The 17,797-nt window shown below is 47.7% G+C and carries 16 protein-coding genes and 1 tRNA gene; 11 read left to right on the top strand and 6 right to left on the bottom strand.

Annotated elements, in window-relative coordinates; translation table 11 throughout:
• Positions 1 to 55 precede the first annotated feature (55 nt).
• The gene (locus ACUZ9Q_RS12270) at positions 56 to 805 is read right to left on the bottom strand and encodes a tetratricopeptide repeat protein (RefSeq protein ID WP_215648507.1); all 750 of its coding nucleotides are present in this window, start codon (positions 803 to 805) and stop codon (positions 56 to 58) included.
• 184 nt (positions 806 to 989) lie between these two features.
• On the opposite strand from ACUZ9Q_RS12270, the gene ACUZ9Q_RS12265 reads away from it, so the two are divergent.
• The 6 genes from ACUZ9Q_RS12265 to ACUZ9Q_RS12240 all read left to right on the top strand — a co-directional run bounded on the left by ACUZ9Q_RS12265 (position 990) and on the right by ACUZ9Q_RS12240 (position 8,054).
• Complete coding sequence (locus ACUZ9Q_RS12265; protein ID WP_215648509.1) at positions 990 to 2,249, top strand: glutamate-5-semialdehyde dehydrogenase; 1,260 nt, start codon at positions 990 to 992, stop codon at positions 2,247 to 2,249.
• Positions 2,250 to 2,963, top strand: coding sequence for a nicotinate (nicotinamide) nucleotide adenylyltransferase (gene nadD / locus ACUZ9Q_RS12260; RefSeq protein WP_215648511.1), 714 nt, complete (start codon positions 2,250 to 2,252; stop codon positions 2,961 to 2,963).
• Entirely contained in the window at positions 2,957 to 3,775 is an 819-nt protein-coding gene (locus ACUZ9Q_RS12255) for a tetratricopeptide repeat protein (protein ID WP_192113819.1), read from the top strand. The genes nadD and ACUZ9Q_RS12255 overlap by 7 nt, the downstream gene beginning before the upstream one ends.
• 402 nt (positions 3,776 to 4,177) lie before the next feature.
• Positions 4,178 to 4,271, top strand: a tRNA-Ser gene (locus ACUZ9Q_RS12250).
• A gap of 360 nt (positions 4,272 to 4,631) precedes the next feature.
• Positions 4,632 to 5,270, top strand: coding sequence for a hypothetical protein (locus ACUZ9Q_RS12245; RefSeq protein WP_449247971.1), 639 nt, complete (start codon positions 4,632 to 4,634; stop codon positions 5,268 to 5,270).
• Positions 5,271 to 5,618: 348 nt separating this feature from the next.
• On the top strand, positions 5,619 to 8,054 hold the full coding sequence (locus ACUZ9Q_RS12240) for a YecA family protein (RefSeq protein ID WP_449247970.1): 2,436 nt from the start codon (positions 5,619 to 5,621) through the stop codon (positions 8,052 to 8,054).
• A 158-nt stretch (positions 8,055 to 8,212) separates the two neighbouring features.
• Here the strand turns inward: ACUZ9Q_RS12240 and ACUZ9Q_RS12235 are convergent, their stop codons facing one another.
• The gene (locus ACUZ9Q_RS12235; protein WP_449247969.1) at positions 8,213 to 9,271 is read right to left on the bottom strand and encodes a tyrosine-type recombinase/integrase; all 1,059 of its coding nucleotides are present in this window, start codon (positions 9,269 to 9,271) and stop codon (positions 8,213 to 8,215) included.
• Positions 9,272 to 9,620: 349 nt separating this feature from the next.
• Complete coding sequence (locus ACUZ9Q_RS12230) at positions 9,621 to 10,457, bottom strand: hypothetical protein (RefSeq protein WP_449247968.1); 837 nt, start codon at positions 10,455 to 10,457, stop codon at positions 9,621 to 9,623.
• 834 nt (positions 10,458 to 11,291) lie between these two features.
• On the opposite strand from ACUZ9Q_RS12230, the gene ACUZ9Q_RS12225 reads away from it, so the two are divergent.
• Complete coding sequence (locus ACUZ9Q_RS12225; RefSeq protein WP_449247967.1) at positions 11,292 to 11,855, top strand: hypothetical protein; 564 nt, start codon at positions 11,292 to 11,294, stop codon at positions 11,853 to 11,855.
• 43 nt (positions 11,856 to 11,898) lie between these two features.
• Here the strand turns inward: ACUZ9Q_RS12225 and ACUZ9Q_RS12220 are convergent, their stop codons facing one another.
• Positions 11,899 to 12,522 carry a hypothetical protein gene (locus ACUZ9Q_RS12220; protein WP_449247966.1) on the bottom strand — a complete coding sequence of 208 codons (624 nt, stop codon included), beginning with the start codon at positions 12,520 to 12,522 and terminating at the stop codon, positions 11,899 to 11,901.
• Between the two features lie 202 nt (positions 12,523 to 12,724).
• Between ACUZ9Q_RS12220 and ACUZ9Q_RS12215 the strand changes: the two genes are divergently transcribed.
• Positions 12,725 to 13,342, top strand: a complete 618-nt coding sequence (locus ACUZ9Q_RS12215) for a hypothetical protein (RefSeq protein WP_449247965.1) — start codon at positions 12,725 to 12,727, stop codon at positions 13,340 to 13,342.
• A gap of 83 nt (positions 13,343 to 13,425) precedes the next feature.
• Here ACUZ9Q_RS12215 and ACUZ9Q_RS12210 read toward each other — a convergent pair whose 3' ends face one another.
• A complete protein-coding gene (locus ACUZ9Q_RS12210; RefSeq protein WP_449247964.1) occupies positions 13,426 to 13,845 on the bottom strand; it encodes a hypothetical protein in 420 nt (139 codons plus the stop codon).
• Positions 13,846 to 13,900: 55 nt separating this feature from the next.
• Entirely contained in the window at positions 13,901 to 14,560 is a 660-nt protein-coding gene (locus tag ACUZ9Q_RS12205) for a hypothetical protein (RefSeq protein WP_449247963.1), read from the bottom strand.
• Between the two features lie 102 nt (positions 14,561 to 14,662).
• On the opposite strand from ACUZ9Q_RS12205, the gene ACUZ9Q_RS12200 reads away from it, so the two are divergent.
• From ACUZ9Q_RS12200 to ACUZ9Q_RS12190, 3 genes are all read left to right on the top strand, one after another.
• Positions 14,663 to 14,869 carry a helix-turn-helix domain-containing protein gene (locus ACUZ9Q_RS12200; protein ID WP_449247962.1) on the top strand — a complete coding sequence of 69 codons (207 nt, stop codon included), beginning with the start codon at positions 14,663 to 14,665 and terminating at the stop codon, positions 14,867 to 14,869.
• Between the two features lie 348 nt (positions 14,870 to 15,217).
• Complete coding sequence (locus ACUZ9Q_RS12195) at positions 15,218 to 17,215, top strand: GNAT family N-acetyltransferase (protein WP_449247961.1); 1,998 nt, start codon at positions 15,218 to 15,220, stop codon at positions 17,213 to 17,215.
• Positions 17,205 to 17,621 carry an ASCH domain-containing protein gene (locus tag ACUZ9Q_RS12190; protein ID WP_449247960.1) on the top strand — a complete coding sequence of 139 codons (417 nt, stop codon included), beginning with the start codon at positions 17,205 to 17,207 and terminating at the stop codon, positions 17,619 to 17,621. Before ACUZ9Q_RS12195 ends, ACUZ9Q_RS12190 begins: the two co-directional genes overlap by 11 nt.
• The last annotated feature ends 176 nt before the right edge of the window (positions 17,622 to 17,797 follow it).

Below are 17,797 nucleotides of genomic sequence, written 5' to 3'. Positions count from 1 at the left end.
CTACAATGACGCAAGCCCGCGCTGTTTGCACATGCGCGGGCTTGCGAAGAGATATTTACTGGGCTTTGCCGGAAGATTTTTCCCCAGCGCCGTCTGGCGCTGCCGGGGCCGCAGCCTGGGCGGCTTCTTCTTCAACAATCTTGGGGGCCAGCGTGGTTGCGCGAGCGCGGAAATATTCGCTGTTGAGGCCCTGCGCCTCGCGCGAGAGGGCAAGATAGATGCGGGCGGCCTGTTCGCTCTGCCCTGCGGCAACAGCGGCTTCGGCCATCATCTGCTTGAGCTGGGGAGCGGTAACTTCGCCCGGCAGCGCGGCTTGCAGCTTTTGCAGCTGGGCAAGGGCATCGGCGTATTTTCCGGCCTTGAGCATGGCTCCGGCCTCGTTCATGCCGGCAACCAGCGCAAGGGGGCCGTCGCTTGCCTTGGCGGCCTTGGCAAAGGCATCCGCGGCGGTGGCGTTGTCGCCGTTGCTCATGGCGCTTTGGCCCAAGGCCAGATAGGCGGAAAACCGTACGTCCGAGGGGGCTTTTTCCGCCAGGGCGGCAAGTTCCTTGACCTGCGCGGGGCCGCTGGTTTGCAGCACAATGCGCGCAAGCGACTGCCGCGCCTCATCGTTTCTGGATGTGCTGTACCAGCGCCAGATGCCGGTACCCGCCAGAACCAGCACAAACAGCACCACAATGCTGGCTATGGTGCCAGCGTGACGCAGCATGAACTGGAGCATGGGGGCGCTTTCGGAGCTGACTTCTGCCTGAAGGTCGCGCAACAGGGGGGAATCCTCTGCGCCTTGATTCTTTTGCGGATTCATGTATCAAAACTCCTTAGGGAGGCGGAACCGCCGTAGTTTTTCCGCGCGTTTGCCCTGCGCGTTCCATGATCGGCGGAGCTGGACGGAAGCTTTTTTCTTAGGCCAGAATCAACCCCTCTGTCAAAACAAATATCCTCTGGTCAGGCGGCCTGCGCGGCCCCGGCCAATACAATAAGGAGTATGCATGACGCCTGCAGAAGAAATGTCGCGCCTTGGCGCGCGGGCAAAGGAAGCGGCCAGGGCCATAGCCAAGGCCCACCCCGATGCCAAAACGCAAGCCCTGCTTGGGCTGGCGCAACTGCTGCAGGAGCGGGAGGCCGAAATTCTGGCCGCCAATGCGGAAGACCTTGCTGCGGCCCGTGCCGCCGGGCAGGATGCCCCCCGCCTTGACCGCTTGACGCTTACCCCCGCCATTATGGATGAAATGCGCGCAGCCTGCCGCCACGTGGCCAATCTGCCCGACCCCGTAGGTGCTACGGAACGCCAGTGGCAGCGCCCCAATGGATTGCTTGTGGGCCGTATGCGCGTGCCGCTGGGCGTGATCGCCATGATCTACGAGGCGCGCCCCAATGTGACCATCGATGCCGCCATTTTGTGCATCAAGGCGGGCAATGCGGTTATTCTGCGCGGCGGCAGCGAGGCTTTGCGCTCAAACATCGCCCTTGCCAAGGCCCTGTGCGATGCGCTGGCCCAGGCGGGACTGCCCGCCGATGCCGCCCAGCTTGTATCCATTCCCGGACACGAGGCCGTCAACTCCCTGTGCAAGCTCGACCGCTATATTGATGTTATAATTCCGCGCGGCGGCGAGGGCCTTGTGCGCGCCGTGACCGAGGCTGCCACCATGCCCGTGCTCAAGCACTTCAAGGGCGTGTGCCACGCTTATATTGATGCGGATGCCGATCTGGACGCAGCGGCGGAGATTGTTTTTAACGGCAAGGTGCAGCGCCCCGGCGTGTGCAACGCGCTGGAATGCCTGCTGGTGCACCGCGGCGTGGCCAAGGATTTTCTGCCCAAGGTGGCGGCAACGCTTGGTGCCGCCGGGGTGGAATTTCGCGCCTGCCCGCAATCGCTGCCCCTGCTTGGCGCAACTGCCGTTGCTCAGCGGCCTGATGATCTGGGGCAGGAATTTCATGCTCTGGTGCTTGCCGTGTGCGTGGTGGAAAGTATGGATGCCGCGCTGGATCACATTGCCCGCTACGGCTCAAATCACACGGAAATCATCTGCACCAACAACCACGAGCATGCCATGCGCTTTTTGCGCGAGGCGGATGCTTCCATGGTGGCGGTCAATGCTTCGAGCCGTTTCAACGACGGCGGGCAGCTTGGCCTTGGCGCGGAAATAGGCATTTCTACCTCAAAGCTGCATGCCTACGGTCCCATGGGCGTGGACGAACTGACCACCACCAAGTTTGTGGTGCTTGGCCAGGGGCAGGTGCGCGTATAGATGGCGGAAGCGGCGTCCCCCCCGCCGGGCCGGGCCATTCTTGGCGGCAGTTTTAACCCGCCCCACGTGGGACACCTGCGGCTGGCCATTGAGGCCCGCGAGGCCTTGGGCGACCTTGTGCAGGGCGTGGATATGGTGCCTTGCGCCGTGCCGCCGCACAAGGCGCAGAGCGCCATGCTGCCCTTTGATCTGCGCGCCCGGATGGTGGAAGCCTGCGCTCAGGGTTTGCCCTGGCTGCGCTGCAACCGGATGGAGGCTCAGCGCCAGGGGCCGTCGTATACGTGGGATACGCTTTGCGCCTACCGTGAGGCAGAGCCGGATACGGATCTGTATTTTATTCTGGGCAGCCCGGATTTTGCCTTGCTCTCCACATGGCATAAGGGGCTGGATTTGCCCCGGCTGTGTCATTTTGTGGTTGTGCCCCGCAAGGGGCATACCTCTGCCGATTTTATCACCGCCGCTAAAACCATGTGGCCCGATGCCGCAGAGCGCGCTCCATTGTTACCGGCATGCCCGTGTATGACCTTGCCGGGGGGCGGGCTGGCGCATTTTCTTTCTGTGCCGTGGCTGGCGGTGAGCGCCTCTCGGGTGCGACAGCTCTGGCTGACGGGCCGCAATGTGGATTTTCTTGTGCCGGATGCGGCCTTGCAGATTTTGCGAAACAACGCTCAAACAGTGCGGCATCACTGGCTGGAGGACGGCTCGGCATGCTGACAACTGCTCCCAAAGAAATCAGGGAAAATATCGCCCGTGCAATGGGCTATCTGCGGCGTGATGAAGTTGAGCGCGCCCTTGTGACCATGAGTGAAGCGCTGCGGCTTCTGGCCGGGGTAAAGCTGATGCGTTCCGCAAGGGCGGAACTGGATATCCAGATCGGGGAATTTTTGGGGGGCATTGTGCGCCATAGCGCGCTGCAACCGCTGCTTGATCCCGGCAATACGGGTAAACCGCGCAGCATCACCCTGCAAGCGGGCAAGGAAGCAACGCTTTCAACCGTGCTGGATGGGCTGGCCAAAATTCTGGAAACTGCGGCGGAGCAGGCTGTGCAGCAGGAGGCGGAGGCCCGGCTGGAGCGGAAAAAGCAGCTCATCAGCAGCGGGCTCGATTTTTTGCGCGAGGGGCAGGTTGCCAAGGGGCGCGCTTTTTTGAAGCGCATAGTGGAAGAGTTTGGCGACGAGGACGGCATTCGCCTGCAAATGGGCCAGATTTTTGCCGCTGCCGGGCTATTTGCCGAAGCCGCCGCCATGTATGAGGAAGCTATGACCATTCAGCCTCGCGAGGCCTCGGCCTACACCGGGGCCGTGGCAGCGTGGATGGAACTGCGGGAATACGAAAAGGCCGAGGCGGTGTATCAGGCGGTGCTGCGCACGTTTGGCGGGCATGCCTCCACCTTTGGCAAAATGTCGAAAATGTACCTTGCCTGGCGTAAAAAACAGGCTGCGGAAGATAACGCCCTGCGCGCCTTGCAGACAGACCCCGAGCAAGCTGATGCTCTGGAGGTCATGGCGGCGCTGGGCAAGCACTAGGAGTGGCGCAGACTGATGCCCTGAAGAGCAGGCGGCGTTGGCAGGCTCTATGGGTGGGGTTGCAGGGTTTGAGTGAAAAACGCGATCAGAGCGATATCGCGGAATGGACACGCTGCCTTTTACCCCGGCAGGGCAGAGCTGGACGAAAAACTTGGCCTGCTTCCCGATCCCTCCTGGCCAGATGACCTGCTGTACTCGGCTTGCGCCTATGTCCATGGGGGCGTTCCCCTCAGGTTGCCGGGGGGACGTAAATAAAGGAATTGCGGGCGACTCTTAGCCACTTTGAGACAAAGCACAGCGGCGACGCGCCATTGTGAGACAGAAGCATTGCCTTTCACCCAAAGATAGGCTATATACCGCCTTCGGCTGCAAGCGGGGCACCCAACGCCCTTTGTGGCCTGCGGAGAGGTAGCGAAGCGGCCGTAACGCGCTCGACTCGAAATCGAGTTAGGGGTTAATAGCTCCTACGTGGGTTCGAATCCCACCCTCTCCGCCATTAATACGTAATAAAAACGGCGTGTTGCTTTAGATAGCAACACGCCGTTTTCGCGTCTAAAATGGGTATGCTTTTAGCGAGTGCGCGGCCAGCATGCATACCGTCATACATACTTTGGCTCGATCTGCGGAGAAAAACTTAAGTTAATCCATTTCGCAGTGACAGCGCAGACAAGAGACGCCAAGGTAGATTTACTGTAGAGATCGTTTTGTCCAACAAAACGGTATAGCGGACGAAAAAGTGTGATTTTCAATGTCTGTCTCTATTCCAAAGCATCAGTTTGTTTTAGGTGGAAGTGCCTCTTGACTGTTCCTGTCTCGAATGGCTAGCTGAAACATCCAGCAAGACAAGGAGTTCGACATGTCGTTTCCAAAAAATTGCCGTGGGGAAGAAGCCAAGGTCAAGATTGTCAGGCAATACTCGCTGTCGTGCATCGGGCACCTCAAACTTCTTCCGGGACAAAGCAAGCAAGGATGTTGCGGCGTTCTCACAGACCAGTACTACGCCTTTGAATATCAGAACAAAAAGGACACAGCCGATTCAGGCGTGTTCTATGTCGGGAGAAGTTGCGCTATCGATTTTCAGGAACTTCATAAGCCTGCCATCAGCTTCCCGCGATTGTTTGACCCGTTCATACATGCAGCAACGATGGGTGATGTTGCACCACATGGAAAAGTGACGGGAAGAGAAATGCCAGCCACTGAGATTGACCCGCTCAATAAAGAAGTACAAACAGCAATTCTCTTGATATTGACCATATGGAACGTTGCCCCAATAGGGGGCTTTGCAGCCATTCTGAACTACATCAAGAATAAACCAGCAAGGCGGACAGATTCTTTTGCAGTCTATAATGTAAACAGGGTTGTCGGGCAATATATGAATGGGCAAACTCTGCGACAGGCGCTTCAAGATGCCAGCAATGGAGCACCTATGCGTACATTTAACTTCCCTTTGATGGAGCAGGTGTTGACTGAAAATGGTCTACCCATTCACATTTAAGCCTTTATCAAATAGCCCCCCCCCAAAAAAAAATGGCTACAGAAAACCCACTGGAAGAACATTAAATACTGAATGATTCCTGAATGTGCATGTGAATAATGAGGAATTTCAACCTAATCATTAATACACAATAGAAAGGGTATGTTTTTAGCAAGAGCATGCTCAAAATGCGTACCGTCATGCAGCGTTGGCTTGATCTGCGAAGAAAATTTGTAGCCCTGTGGGTAACTATAATAATCTCAACGAGTGGCGTTGTGGTGTAGGATTATCTCACAGAAATAAGTATTCTGTGTATGTATTGAGCGGTTAGCCATGCAGATTAGCGCTTAAACAAAGTTGGAGTGTCTCATGGGCAAAAGTACTAAAAAAAGGAAAGTTCAAAAAATTCAGCGTAAACCTGATGACTACTTTCACTTTGGCCCAATTGAACTGGCGCGATTTGGCAAGGAGGTCGTCTGTAAAAATAACATGTCTAAAGAAGAAGTTGAACAGTATCAGAAAGCCACTGCTGAAAAGCATCCTGGAGTTTGCGAAAAGATCGATAGCAAAATCCAAAAAATAGTTAAAATTGTCTCAACTCTTCCTCCTCTTGAGCTTCTTAAGCAGGCCCACTGGAAGTATGTGGGGACATCTATTGGCCTGTATGGCGATGCAAACGATAAAGATGCCGCTTTAGCTCTGCGGATGATTGATTACATTCAAAGCATTGTTGCATCGACAAAACCAGCAGAGAAGATTCAAGATCTTGCTGGTGATGCCTATGGGGAGCTTGAGAACCTCGTTAATGGTTTGTTTAAAGATTTGCCGTATTATTTTTCCAGCAGATCTTTATACGAAAAAACAATACATCCAGATTATAACCTAGAATATGATAGATTCTATACATTAGCTCAAATGCATTGGTGTATGGTGCGAGGTGACAGATATAATGCTCACGAAATTGAACATCATTCTGCAATATTGTCTCCACATGACGATATTCTCCAAAATTTATTTGGGGTGAATACCGAACAAATAATGAAGGGTGTTGCGTCAATTTTATCGTCACTATCTTCAGGTGTACAGAAATGCACTGTTGACCTGAAAGAATTTCAGAAAAAAATGACTGCCGAATTTGAGGACTATATTAGACGTGTCCCCCAATCCGGTATGGATATTCAAAATGTAATGCAAGATGTTGTACGAAATAATGGGTGGGAAGATTGGCAAAGTGATGTTTTTGGGCGTTTTTTTGAGTATGATTTGTATGATCTGCAAAAAATTACCGAATTGCCAATTGCATTTCTTGATGCGTTCTCGTGGGAACAAGGGGAAGAGGCTGATTTTTTTTCGGGTGAAGAAATGCGTGGTTGGCCTCTCAAAGTGTGGCCCGTTTTTAAACGCCCTTTTTTGAAGGTGGAAGGAAGATACTACTGTTTCGAGTGCCATAATCTGTTTGATAATTTTTATAGGCAAATGCAACGTGTTATTTTCGAAAATAGGCCAGACTACAAGCCTATTTGGGCGAGCAAGCAGCAAGAAATTTCGGAGAGCTTGCCAGTTGAATTCTTCGAAAGGATTCTTCCTGGGGCAACGATTTATAAGTCAGTAGTCTACCCATTGCAAAATAAAAATGAATGGGCTGAATCTGACATTATCATTTGTTACGAAGATCATCTTTTTATTGTTGAAGTTAAGGCTGGATCATTTACATATACATCTCCAGCTACAGATTTTCCAAGCTACATTGCATCCTTAAAGAATCTTGTTTACAAGCCTGCAATGCAGGGAATGCGTTTTTTGCAATATTTAAAAAGTAGACCAATAGTATCTTTATATGACAATGCACATAATGAGGTAGGAACCCTCTCTGCCGCAGATTATTATCAACTCAATGTCTGCGTATTGACGTTAGACTCGTTCACAGAACTTGCGTGCCAGCCTGAACAATTAAAAGGTCTCGGAATTGATATCGGAGAAAATCCAATATGGGCTTTTTCCATAGATGATTTGCGAATTTACGCTGACATATTTTCTAATCCCCTTGTGTTCCTTCATTATGCTGAACAAAGAAAAAAAGCTTTTAGTACCGAACATATGATGCTCAACGATGAAATGGACCACTTAGGCTTATATCTCGATCGCAATGCATATGCTAGTAAGCCTTTAAACCTGTCTGGGGCTAACAAAATCTTCTATCATGGGTTTAGCTCAAAAATTGATGAATACTACGCAAAAAAACTTGAGGATAAAAATACTCTTTGTCCATTGAAGCAGGATATGCCGGCAAGGCTTGAGGAGATCATTAATGCTCTCGCAAACAAAAAAAAGTTAGGACGACGAAAGGCCGCTTCTGCGCTATTGGATTGTGGTGGAGAGTGGCGGGATAATATTGCTTCATTAATAGACCAAGTTCTGGTGAAGCAAAGGGAAAGAGGTACGATTCAACCGATAGTGACTTTGGGTGAAACTAAAATCAACATTGTCTGCTGGGATCCTAAACTTCCAAAAATGCAAGATAACTTTGCGCGGGATCACTGCTACGCTACAATGCTAATTGCAGCAGAAGCAGAGCGAACTCTGTTTGAATTGTTTTTCAACGAACAGTTACATGTAGTTGACATTGATTTTGAGCATCTCCGGTGTATAGATATTCCCCCTGAGGATATAAAACGTTTGAAATTGTTATCTGCCGATATAAAAGCACAACGTTGGAGTAAAGCTAAACAAACAGGAAAGGTTGGAAGAAATCAACTGTGTCCATGTGGTAGTGGGAAAAAATACAAAAATTGCTGTGCTAGATAGCGTGCTCTTATAGCTTGAAAAGTTTTAAACTTATTCTTATGAGTTTAAACTAGAGGCAAATCGTGGCAATTTCGCTATTCTGCGATTGGTGTCATCTCCCGTAATAAAGGCGGGTTGCCGTAAAGCAACCCGCCCCTTTGTGCTAAAGTTGTCCTGTGCTACCTGTCGGCTTCAACCTCGTGCGTCCGGCTAGATGCTGGCTGAACCGCACGTTCAATGATAGCCGCCAAATGGTTGATGTCTGGCGCCACGCTTTTCAGGTAGATGTCGGTCGTAGTGGCCCTCTGGTGTCCCAAGAGGAGCTGGATGTCCGTCAACCCCGCCTGCTGTGATTGGATGAGGCTCACGGCGAAAAAATGCCGTATGGCATGAAAACCAAAGCTTTTGACCTGAGCCTTCTTGCAAAGGTTTTTCATCATATCCCGGATGGTTTGCTGACGAGTTGAATACGGTCCTCCTGTATTGGGATTGATGAAAACATGGGTCGTGTTGCCTGTTATCGCCCTTTGGGCCGTTATAATGGCATGTAAGCTGCTGCCTATGGGCAAAGTCCGGTACTGCCTTGCCCCTCCTTTGCGCTTCCGCGTCCAAAGCTTCAATGAGTGGTCAGCAACGTCTTCCCACGTTAAATTGAGAATTTCGCTCACTCTGGCCCCTGTGAGCAGCAACGTGTTGAGCAAATCAGCTTGCCACGGTTTTGCCACAGCCAGAACCTTGCTGATGTCGTCAGGGGTAGGCACGTACTTGACGTATTGTTCCACAGCGGGCTTGGCAACAAAACGCCAGGGATTTCTTGGAACAGCGTCTTTGTGCCAATTCCAGAGCGCTTTCAACGTGCGAATGCGGCGATCAGCAGCCTTGCCACCACGCGCAGTTTCTGTTGAGCGTATGAAACTGGTAGCAATGGCCTTCGTAATGTCAGTCATGGCGACATCCTCTGTAAGGAAAGCCGCAAATTCGCAGAGGTGGCGTTTTTGCTCAAGAAACGTGTTGGGCGTCAATCGCACTTTGCAGTCCTGCAAGTATACCCTACTAGCATGGGAAAACATCAAACTCGGTGGCGTAGCTTGCTGCTGATTTAGGGCCACTTTTGCGACTTGCTCCCATTCCTTTGCCTCTTTTCGGCTGTAGCAAATCTTTGAGTACTGGTGCCCCTGAAACTTGAAGTAGGCTTGGAACACGATTCCATTCTTTTTCACGATTTCGCGTATTGCCATTGCTGTTCTCCGTCAATATTTTAAAATATTGCAAAATATCATCTTGATTAAATCGCGCGCCCCGTAAGTTTTCACTCTTGAAAGAAGCGGGAGTGACAAAAAAATGGGGGTAGCTTCGCCAGTTGTTTCTGACGGTGCCGGGCGATAATTTTAAAAAATCTGCTAATTCTAAGTATGTCATGCACTGCGGGTTCATTTATGCATGAAAATATCTTTAATCTCTTTATATCTGTTAGCGTTTATATGGTTCATCTCAAGAAATGCTGTTTTCATTGCTTCTCCTTCCAAATACCAAGCCTTATATAAATTAAGTTGCCCCGGCTGGTACTTCAGCCGGGGCAACAATTGTTTAGTATTTACGGTCTTTAATAATTTGTCTTATCTCATCGACAACCTCCTTTGGGTAAAATGAGAAGTGGTAAAATTCTCGCCTAACGTACTGGAGAAAGCGCGTTGGATCGAGGTTGTTGCGTAAGTACACCCTGTCCAGAACAAGCCGCTCAATCATCAGCTTCTTTTCGTGGCTAATAGGGTATGCCTTCGAGGCCTTGGCGAAGGTGATGTTTTTCTTGCCAACTATGCCGAACATGTGCCGGCCGGGAAACATATCCCTGAATTGCTCTTTTCGGGCTTTCTTCTTTGGTGAAAAAAGGTAGCCACGAATCGAGCTTTCAGCCTTTACTGGCTTAAACGCGCTCTTATTTGTGCTGCCCGTCATCTCCAGCCAGGTTCTCATCAGAAAGACCCTTTGCTCTCTTTCTAGCTCTTGGCCGAAAGAGCCGAAAGTGTGGAAATGCAAACCTGTGTTGCGGAAGGCAAGTTCAGCGCCCCACCCAAACCAAGCACCAGGGAAATTCGTCATGACTAGGTTTGTGTACGCCTGAAAGACGTCATACGCCCTTTCGCAGGTGTCTTCGTCAATTCTCTTCCACACGTTAGTGTCGAAGTTCAGCGTAATGAACCAGTCCGGCTCATTCTCAATCGTCGCAAATTTTTTTGCGAAACGACTGTATTGCCCGCCGTTAAAAAGTGATCCCTGATATGGCTCGTTGTGGTGCGTGAGATATTGGGGATCACTTCTCCAAATCATCGTCAGTCGCCCACAAGTCCTTGCAGTGTATTTTGCGTGAGGATTGGGGGTTCTGATGATGGTTTCTGACAAGCTCATTTTCTTCTCTTTGGTCATATTGACCTCCTATTCTTAAGCATATCTATATATAAATATGAAAAAGAAAGGGGCTCAAGTCATGTGTACCTCCATAAAATAAAAAAAGCAGAATGCAGTATACCACAAATTTAAGAAAAGTCAATAGTGCTGAAAATATTACATTATTACTCGACACGGAAATTTTGATTTTACTAAACAATTATAAAAACAATGTTCGCAGCGAAGTTTTGTGGATTATTTTAATTTTTGCAAAATTTACTCTGAACAAGAGTTTTAGAACATGGTTTTTGCAATGGTAAAAACAATGCTGTGCGAGTGTTAAAAGTTGGCAAGTTGAAATGTGGCGTGGGAAAGCTCAAAACGAGGGTAAAAACAATGTTTTTAACATTGCTAATTTCATGGCTGAAAACATTGCTTTAACCATTGTTTTTTGATGGGTGTATTAAAATGGTCATGAAAATAAAAAATCAAAAAAATGATCTTCGCCTCAAAGATTTATTGCATCATGAATTATTAACAATCACTATGGCAATAATTTGATAGTTATGTACGAATAAACATAGTAAATATTGAGTATGTGTTGTTATTAGCACTATGATTATCTATAGAAGTAACTAGTTATATAAATAATATTATATTAACCGTTAACTTATTTGATCTGTTTTGCATAACAATATCTCTTAAAAGAAAAATATATGAGGGCCCTTTTTCTTTGCGCGGGCTCAATATTTCCTTAGTTAAATGATAGAAACGTTGTTTTGACCATTGCTATTAGCATCGTTTTTAACAATACTTTTTTCACTCGTTTCTTTATTGCTGAATATGGGCATATGGCATGGAATGGAGGGTTAAATGGCAAGGAAAAGTACGGGTTCGAATGACACGCAGAGGAAGGCAAAATCTGGTAAAAAGGACCCCGTTGTTGTGCCAGATATCAAAGATCTTAAAGCGGATGATATTCTAAAAAGCGGGAACCAAAGAGGGTATACGTTTTCTGTTGGGGCGCTTTCAGTTTTGGATGCCGTAAAAGAGGAGCTTAAAGGTACTGGCGAAAAGCTGAACGATTTCGTGTCAGAAGCAATAATCTACTATAGTAATGCACGATTTTCTGAGGATGTTCTTGGCAAAGCAGTCAAGTCGCACAATTCAGGGGCAGTTCAGCCTTCTGAAAAAAATAGAATAGCCGCGTTGGAACGACTTATAACGATCATTGGCATTGATTTTTTAGAAAACAAAAAACAATCTGAATTTAACAGAATGAAAAAATTCCTTAAAAATCACCCTGATATTTTTGAAGCTGGCAGTCTTCAAGGGTCATGTAAGCGCGCATCAGAAGAAGCAAATTTGTTTACAGACAGTGAAGATATCCCACTTTGGCTTATACTGCTTTATGCTAAAAAGTTTAAATTCATATGAATAAAAAGGCTCTCCATGATTAAATGGAGAGCCTTTTTTCATGTCAGCTATTGTTAGGCGGGAGGGTGTTTTTAACAAATTTATCGAACTCCGGCATAAGCTTGAGCACGTTTTCTAACGCTGCGGTCATGGGTTCCAGTGATTTTTTGAGGTCGGGGAATTCTTTGGCAACCACAACTGGGTCGAGGGAAAAGGGTAGGATAAGGGTGCCGCGCTTGGTGAACTGGAATCCAGCTTTTTGAAGGACCTCCTTTTCCTTTTGAAAAGCCTCCAAGTGCTGTTTGACTTTATACCGGGATGGGCCTGCCGGTCTGCCGTCCATCCAAAATTCAAAGCATAACGTGCAGCTGTTGAGTCCAAGTGCGCTGCCGAGCCAATAGCTGTTGGCATTGGGGTCAGTCTCCGCCAGCCTGAAAACAGCCAAGTCGGCATGGCCAGGTTTTGTGGGCCAATCCAACGGGGCGAAAACGGTATCATCGTTGCCGTCTTCATCCTCCACCACCAGCCCGAATCGAGTGCGCCACGGCGACCGCTCGCCCAAGCGATTGGAAATGGCCGCATTGATGGCTTTGAAAACAGTGGCCTCTACGTGTTCTGTCAATGAATCCTCTTCAATCAATTGCGGGTTTGACAACAGGAATACGCACATCTCCTTAGAGTAACTCATTTAAATCTCCAACGATTTTAATAATGATAAAAAAGAAGCCATTCGCATTGTACGAATGGCTTCTGGTGGTTATGGCTTACGCCACAATAATTGTATCATAGATGTATTATTTTGTCAATATGAGTACATATATTGATCTGGTTGTAACAGAAAATTTTATTTTGTCAGTTTAATTTCACAAATAAGAAAGGAGAGTATCCGTATGAAAAGTGCATTGCAGTCAAACACAGTCATCGCTTGTATCAAGGAGCTAGAGGCATCCATTACCACCAAACTGGCCCACGTGGGTAAAGCACAGGGCGACAATCAGCTCCATCACCATCAGCGCATTGCTTTCATTGGCATCGGGGACATTGGTAATGCGGCGGCAGATGCTGTCCATGACAGGTTCCCTGAAGTCCAAGGCTTTTTAGACGTTATTCATGCCAGCCAGGCTGATACCCCTGAATACATTCCTGCCTTGTCGTGTTGGGTCACTGAGTGCCGAGGTCTCTATGAACGCGAACCGCTGGTTTCCGTTTATATCGTGGGCACCATTGATAGCAGTAATCGCCTTCTTGATGCCCTTGATGCGGGCAACGCAGCCCGATACTTAAAATGTGACTTTGTGCGGGGTTTCTTTGATCTGCATGATGGGTGGGATAGGGCCGTGCCCGCATTGTGCAATGCCGACATTGCGGTATCTCTTACGGGCTGCGAAGCGGTAGGGGCGGGGCGGGGGGATGATTTAGAGCAAGATGGGTTGTTTTTAGAGCTGTACGATTTCCTGTTGAATATGTTGGACGATGATCTCTTGCGGGTTTGTGAGGAGGGAAGCTAGCCCTCCCCATTACGACAAACCTAGTGAGCTTTTCCGGGGGCTTGTTAAGGCGTGGTCATTATTCAATGCTGTAGATAAGCTTATCACCACGAGATGGCAGTAATAATGCGATGGCAAAAAAATTCAATCTCGTAAGGCGTCAACTCTTTAGTCCTGTAGACATAGCTAAGCACAGCATAATCGTTTTTTACTTGAAATTCATAAATTTCTTTGATCGGTGTGGCTACCAAAGGGTTTGAGCCTTCCATGTCAATTCGGTACTGGTTCTGACTCGTTTTTTGGCAACTTGTAGCCTTCAGAACGCCTCCCAAGTTATCAGCGACTTTTGAGATGCCGTTGATAAAAGCATTCGCAGTTATTCTTCGCGAATCTTCCGGCACTGTCATTTCTGGGCACTTTACAAGCATCTTGCTAACCGGACAATCACTTAAACTGTCTGCAATTGCAGCAGTTGAAAATAATAAGCAAATGGCAGCTAATAATGTAATATTCAACATTCTCATTACCTTCTCCTTTGTGATTAAAATATTCAACGTGCTAAGCTCAATCATGTGGAGCTTACTGACCTAAATCCATGCTGCTTAAGCGCCTTCCACAAGCCATTTCGAGCGCGGAAATGCATTCGTCCCGTTTTTGCTTGTCACGCCATGCAACACAGCGCGCACCAAACGAGCCATGAATAAAAACTTTGGTGCCCCCTTGGCGTGTTACCTTGCTGATTTCACTGACACGAAGCTCTTCCATTGAGCATAAATCTTTCAGCGCTTTTAGCCTGAAGATATTGTCTTCTAGGGTATTGTTATGCGGGTCTGCGGGAATAACTACGGTTCCCTTTGTTTTAAAGACAAGAACGCCAATTTGCGTTGTTGCTATGCGCATTGACACAACGAACATGCCTGCCAGTGATGCAATCAACCCTGCGCATGAGCAAATAAATACTGCTGCATACTGAAAACTTAGCTGGATTCCTTTTACCGAGCCAAGAAAGGCAATGACTGACAGTATTAGCAGTACGCTCCAACCTATTGCGACGGTTATGTACCGGAGGGGATTTCCAGAGTCGCAAACACGCATGTCTGCGCTTTTCAGTGCGTAGCGCTCTGAATACCTTTTAAAGGTCAGGTAACTATTCAGCAGAAAAACGGAAAAGAGTATTCCGCCAGCAACTTGCAGCACAAGAACTATCAGTTCATTAAGATCATTATTCTTTTTCGTCATAGTCTTCCCCTTATTTGATTTGCGGCATTTGAGTTTCACTATGCTATAGCCAAGTGGCTGTCAAGAAATTCTAGGATACATCCAAGTGAAAAAGGAGGGTGTATGCCTTTTACGAGTAATCTTGGCAGCATTATGAAAGATAAAGAAATGACGTACGAAGAACTTCAGCACATCTCGAAAGTCGCACCTGACACCGTTGCGAGAGCGAGAGATGCCAGAATTGCAACTTGCAAGCTGTTTACGCTTGAAAAACTTGCCAAAGCACTAGGGGTGGAGGTGTGCGACTTGTTTACCCATGTGAAAGGATAAAGCGTTTAATCGCTTTTCGACGCCAGTAGTGCAGGCAATGCTGCGCGTTGCCACAAATGCGAGTATTGCGGGGTGTCTTCAATCTGCTAGATATGTGCGGGGTAGAGCCGCCGTAACCATCTGTAGCTCCGACAATTGTGTGTTTTTTTTGAGCTGCGAAGGGGCAGGCCTCGGCGGCGATTCTGAACTGGAGGGTTGTTTTTAGATCTGTACGATTTCCTGTTGACTGTGTTGGACGAAGGTATCGTGCTGGTGTGAGAGGCCGGTGGGGGTATGATTAAGAAGTCCTACCAAGCTATGCTTTTGATCTAAAATTTGATATTAAAATCAGCAAACAAGCATGCCAGCATGAAGTACTCAATACACAACATCACCGAAAAAAGGGACTTGCTCCCAGACGTGATCTCTCTTGGCGACAGTCAGAAGAAAACCCTCGGCTTTCTACCTGAATGCGCCTTTGAGGACTACGCAGCAAGAGGCAACATTATTGTCGCTGTTTCCGAGTCCAATGAAGTTCTCGGTTATGTTCTCTCTGCTCAGAAGCAAAACCTCGTGTGTAGGCTGGCACATGTTTGTGTGCGGCCGAATGCCCGAAGACAGGGTATTGCTGAAGAACTCATTTCTCATCTGAAGCAACACACATCCCATATGAACCGTATAACTGTCCGATGTAGACGAGACTACGGAATAGACGTTTTTTGGGAAAAAAATGGATTTATTGCCCGCGCAGAAACCGCCGGACGAGGGAGCAAGGAGACAACTCTGACTATTTGGGAACTTGCCCTGCAACCAACGCTTCTCTCTTTGGTGCCGGACTCAGTCAAAATTCTCGTTGTATTAGACCTTAACGTTCTCATCGCTGCGAAATTAGAAAGCGACATCGTATCAGAATCGCTGCTGACATTTACATATTCTGACGAAATTGATTACCGCATCTCTCGTTACTCTTTCAATGAGGTGAACAGGAGTTCAGACAAAATAAAACGGCAACATACAAGGGATTTATTAAATTCATTTAGCGTAGTTGATAAATGTCCAAATCATGAACTTACGGAAAGTGTAGTAGCCATTGTCGGCGAAAAACATCGATATGACGCAAACCAAATAGCCTCTGCAATTTACAATAGAGCATACAGTTTTATCACGAATGATACGAAGATAATCAGTCATTCAGATGAAATTGCAAGAAAATTTGGTATACATTTGTACACCCCTACGGAGTTTGTGGTTAATTACTGCAACGATCAAGGGAAAGACCTTTACTACCCTGCCTACCTACCTCAGTCTGAAATTCAATTCCGCCCGATCGGAGAGTATAGTCATTCTAATTTATTCAGAAAATACAAAGCAAGCGGGGAGAAGAAACACGAGTTCAAAGCCAAAACGACTATCAATCCCTCGCTAATATCCGAGTACTCATTGCTACGCATCTGCATTGATGGTGATGAAGTAGGCATTGTTATCTACTTCATGAAAGGACAACAAATCATTATCCAACTTCTTCGGCTAAAACAATTTGCAAATCATCTCCACACCATAAGCATTCATATCATAGAAAAAATCCTGCTAAACGCCGTTGAAATGGGAGCCACCGAGATCGTAGTGGCCGATAACGATTGTGGGGCACTTGTTGTCTCGGCTTTACTTACCGCGGCGTTTCAGCAGACGAACAAAGGACTTGTTAAGCCCGTTGAGAAGGGGCTTATCACTCCACAACAGGCCTTCAGTCGACTAGGCATCAACGACGCAGACGATGAATTGCTTTCTGTCCAATCTTTGTTCGAAGTGGAACGCATCCTTTGGCCAGCCAAAATTCAGGGGCTGGACATTCCAACTTACATCGTGCCGATACAGCCTCAATGGGCAAAGAAATTGATTACAGCAAAAGACTTCCAAGGGTTATTGTACGGGACCCCAGAGCTCATTCTGCAAACACGTCGTGTATACTACCGGCATAGTAAAGGAACGATGATCAATCAACCCGCTCGGATTGTGTGGTATGTCAGCCAAAATAAGCATCCTGGGCCAAATAAATGTGCTGTTGGAATTTCACTGATTGACGAAGTTGATATTGCTCCAGTAAAGAACCTTTTTTCCAGATATGAACGATTTGGGGTCTATTCTTGGAAGAATATTCTTGAGACTGCGGGGGGTGATCCCTACAAGGAGATGATGGCAATCTCCTTCTCAAAAACTGAGGTGTTCAAGACGCCTGTTCCCCTCAAGAAACTCGCGGACACTATTGCGGAGAGCGAAGTTAGAAAACTTTTGACGGTTTCGCCATACCGTATTGAATCAAAAACTTTTGAAATGATATACAAGTTAGGATTCCGCGATGGCCGATAGACGAAGCATCCTGATCTCGATCAGGCAAAAGTATGTGGAATGCATCATAAACGGGGAAAAGAGGGCTGAGATAAGACGAATATTTCCAGATGGGGTCTCCAGAGTATACGTATATGTACCGACTCCGAAGCGACATGTAATTGGCTTTTTTGAGGTGAAAGAGGTTCATAGGTTGCCCATTGCTCAGCTATGGGAACAGGCTGGGCGGATTTCTGCGCTATCTCAAGATTATTTTTTTGCGTATCTTTCGGGTAAGGAAGTGGGGGCGTCTATACATTTTGATGAATTTACCGTCCTGCCCCACTCAATTCCTCTTGCAGAACTCAGGAGGCATTTCCCAAAATTTCACCCCCCTCAGTCATTTATGTATGTCTCAGAAGATATGGAGACGTTGTTATTGAAGTGATGTTGCCACCATCTAGAGCAAAGAGGACAGAAGCTCACACTTGGGTTAGCTAAGTGCAAGCTCGGCACTCGAAGTGGATAGTGTGCATGGGGGGGGCGTGTCCTGGAAAATACTACGCGTTCTTTGATGTTGCTCAGTGTACCAACGTTGATAACGGCACAGAATTTAGCAATAAC

The sequence above is a fragment of the Desulfovibrio desulfopostgatei genome (assembly GCF_053570645.1).
The sequence above is the reverse complement of the archived record's forward strand: the minus strand, read 5'-3'. Positions and strand labels throughout refer to the sequence as shown.

What these genes read in the sequence shown, in the direction of transcription:
- ACUZ9Q_RS12195 (WP_449247961.1), top strand. Translation starts at nt 15,218, where the DNA reads ATGAAGTACTCAATACACAACATCACCGAAAAAAGGGACTTGCTCCCA.
- ACUZ9Q_RS12210 (WP_449247964.1), bottom strand. Translation starts at nt 13,845, where the DNA reads ATGAGAATGTTGAATATTACATTATTAGCTGCCATTTGCTTATTATTT.
- ACUZ9Q_RS12235 (WP_449247969.1), bottom strand. Translation starts at nt 9,271, where the DNA reads ATGGCAATACGCGAAATCGTGAAAAAGAATGGAATCGTGTTCCAAGCC.
- ACUZ9Q_RS12190 (WP_449247960.1), top strand. Translation starts at nt 17,205, where the DNA reads ATGGCCGATAGACGAAGCATCCTGATCTCGATCAGGCAAAAGTATGTG.
- ACUZ9Q_RS12255 (WP_192113819.1), top strand. Translation starts at nt 2,957, where the DNA reads ATGCTGACAACTGCTCCCAAAGAAATCAGGGAAAATATCGCCCGTGCA.
- ACUZ9Q_RS12215 (WP_449247965.1), top strand. Translation starts at nt 12,725, where the DNA reads ATGAAAAGTGCATTGCAGTCAAACACAGTCATCGCTTGTATCAAGGAG.
- ACUZ9Q_RS12270 (WP_215648507.1), bottom strand. Translation starts at nt 805, where the DNA reads ATGAATCCGCAAAAGAATCAAGGCGCAGAGGATTCCCCCCTGTTGCGC.
- nadD (WP_215648511.1), top strand. Translation starts at nt 2,250, where the DNA reads ATGGCGGAAGCGGCGTCCCCCCCGCCGGGCCGGGCCATTCTTGGCGGC.
- ACUZ9Q_RS12205 (WP_449247963.1), bottom strand. Translation starts at nt 14,560, where the DNA reads ATGACGAAAAAGAATAATGATCTTAATGAACTGATAGTTCTTGTGCTG.
- ACUZ9Q_RS12225 (WP_449247967.1), top strand. Translation starts at nt 11,292, where the DNA reads ATGGCAAGGAAAAGTACGGGTTCGAATGACACGCAGAGGAAGGCAAAA.
- ACUZ9Q_RS12265 (WP_215648509.1), top strand. Translation starts at nt 990, where the DNA reads ATGACGCCTGCAGAAGAAATGTCGCGCCTTGGCGCGCGGGCAAAGGAA.
- ACUZ9Q_RS12240 (WP_449247970.1), top strand. Translation starts at nt 5,619, where the DNA reads ATGGGCAAAAGTACTAAAAAAAGGAAAGTTCAAAAAATTCAGCGTAAA.
- ACUZ9Q_RS12220 (WP_449247966.1), bottom strand. Translation starts at nt 12,522, where the DNA reads ATGAGTTACTCTAAGGAGATGTGCGTATTCCTGTTGTCAAACCCGCAA.
- ACUZ9Q_RS12245 (WP_449247971.1), top strand. Translation starts at nt 4,632, where the DNA reads ATGTCGTTTCCAAAAAATTGCCGTGGGGAAGAAGCCAAGGTCAAGATT.
- ACUZ9Q_RS12200 (WP_449247962.1), top strand. Translation starts at nt 14,663, where the DNA reads ATGCCTTTTACGAGTAATCTTGGCAGCATTATGAAAGATAAAGAAATG.
- ACUZ9Q_RS12230 (WP_449247968.1), bottom strand. Translation starts at nt 10,457, where the DNA reads ATGACCAAAGAGAAGAAAATGAGCTTGTCAGAAACCATCATCAGAACC.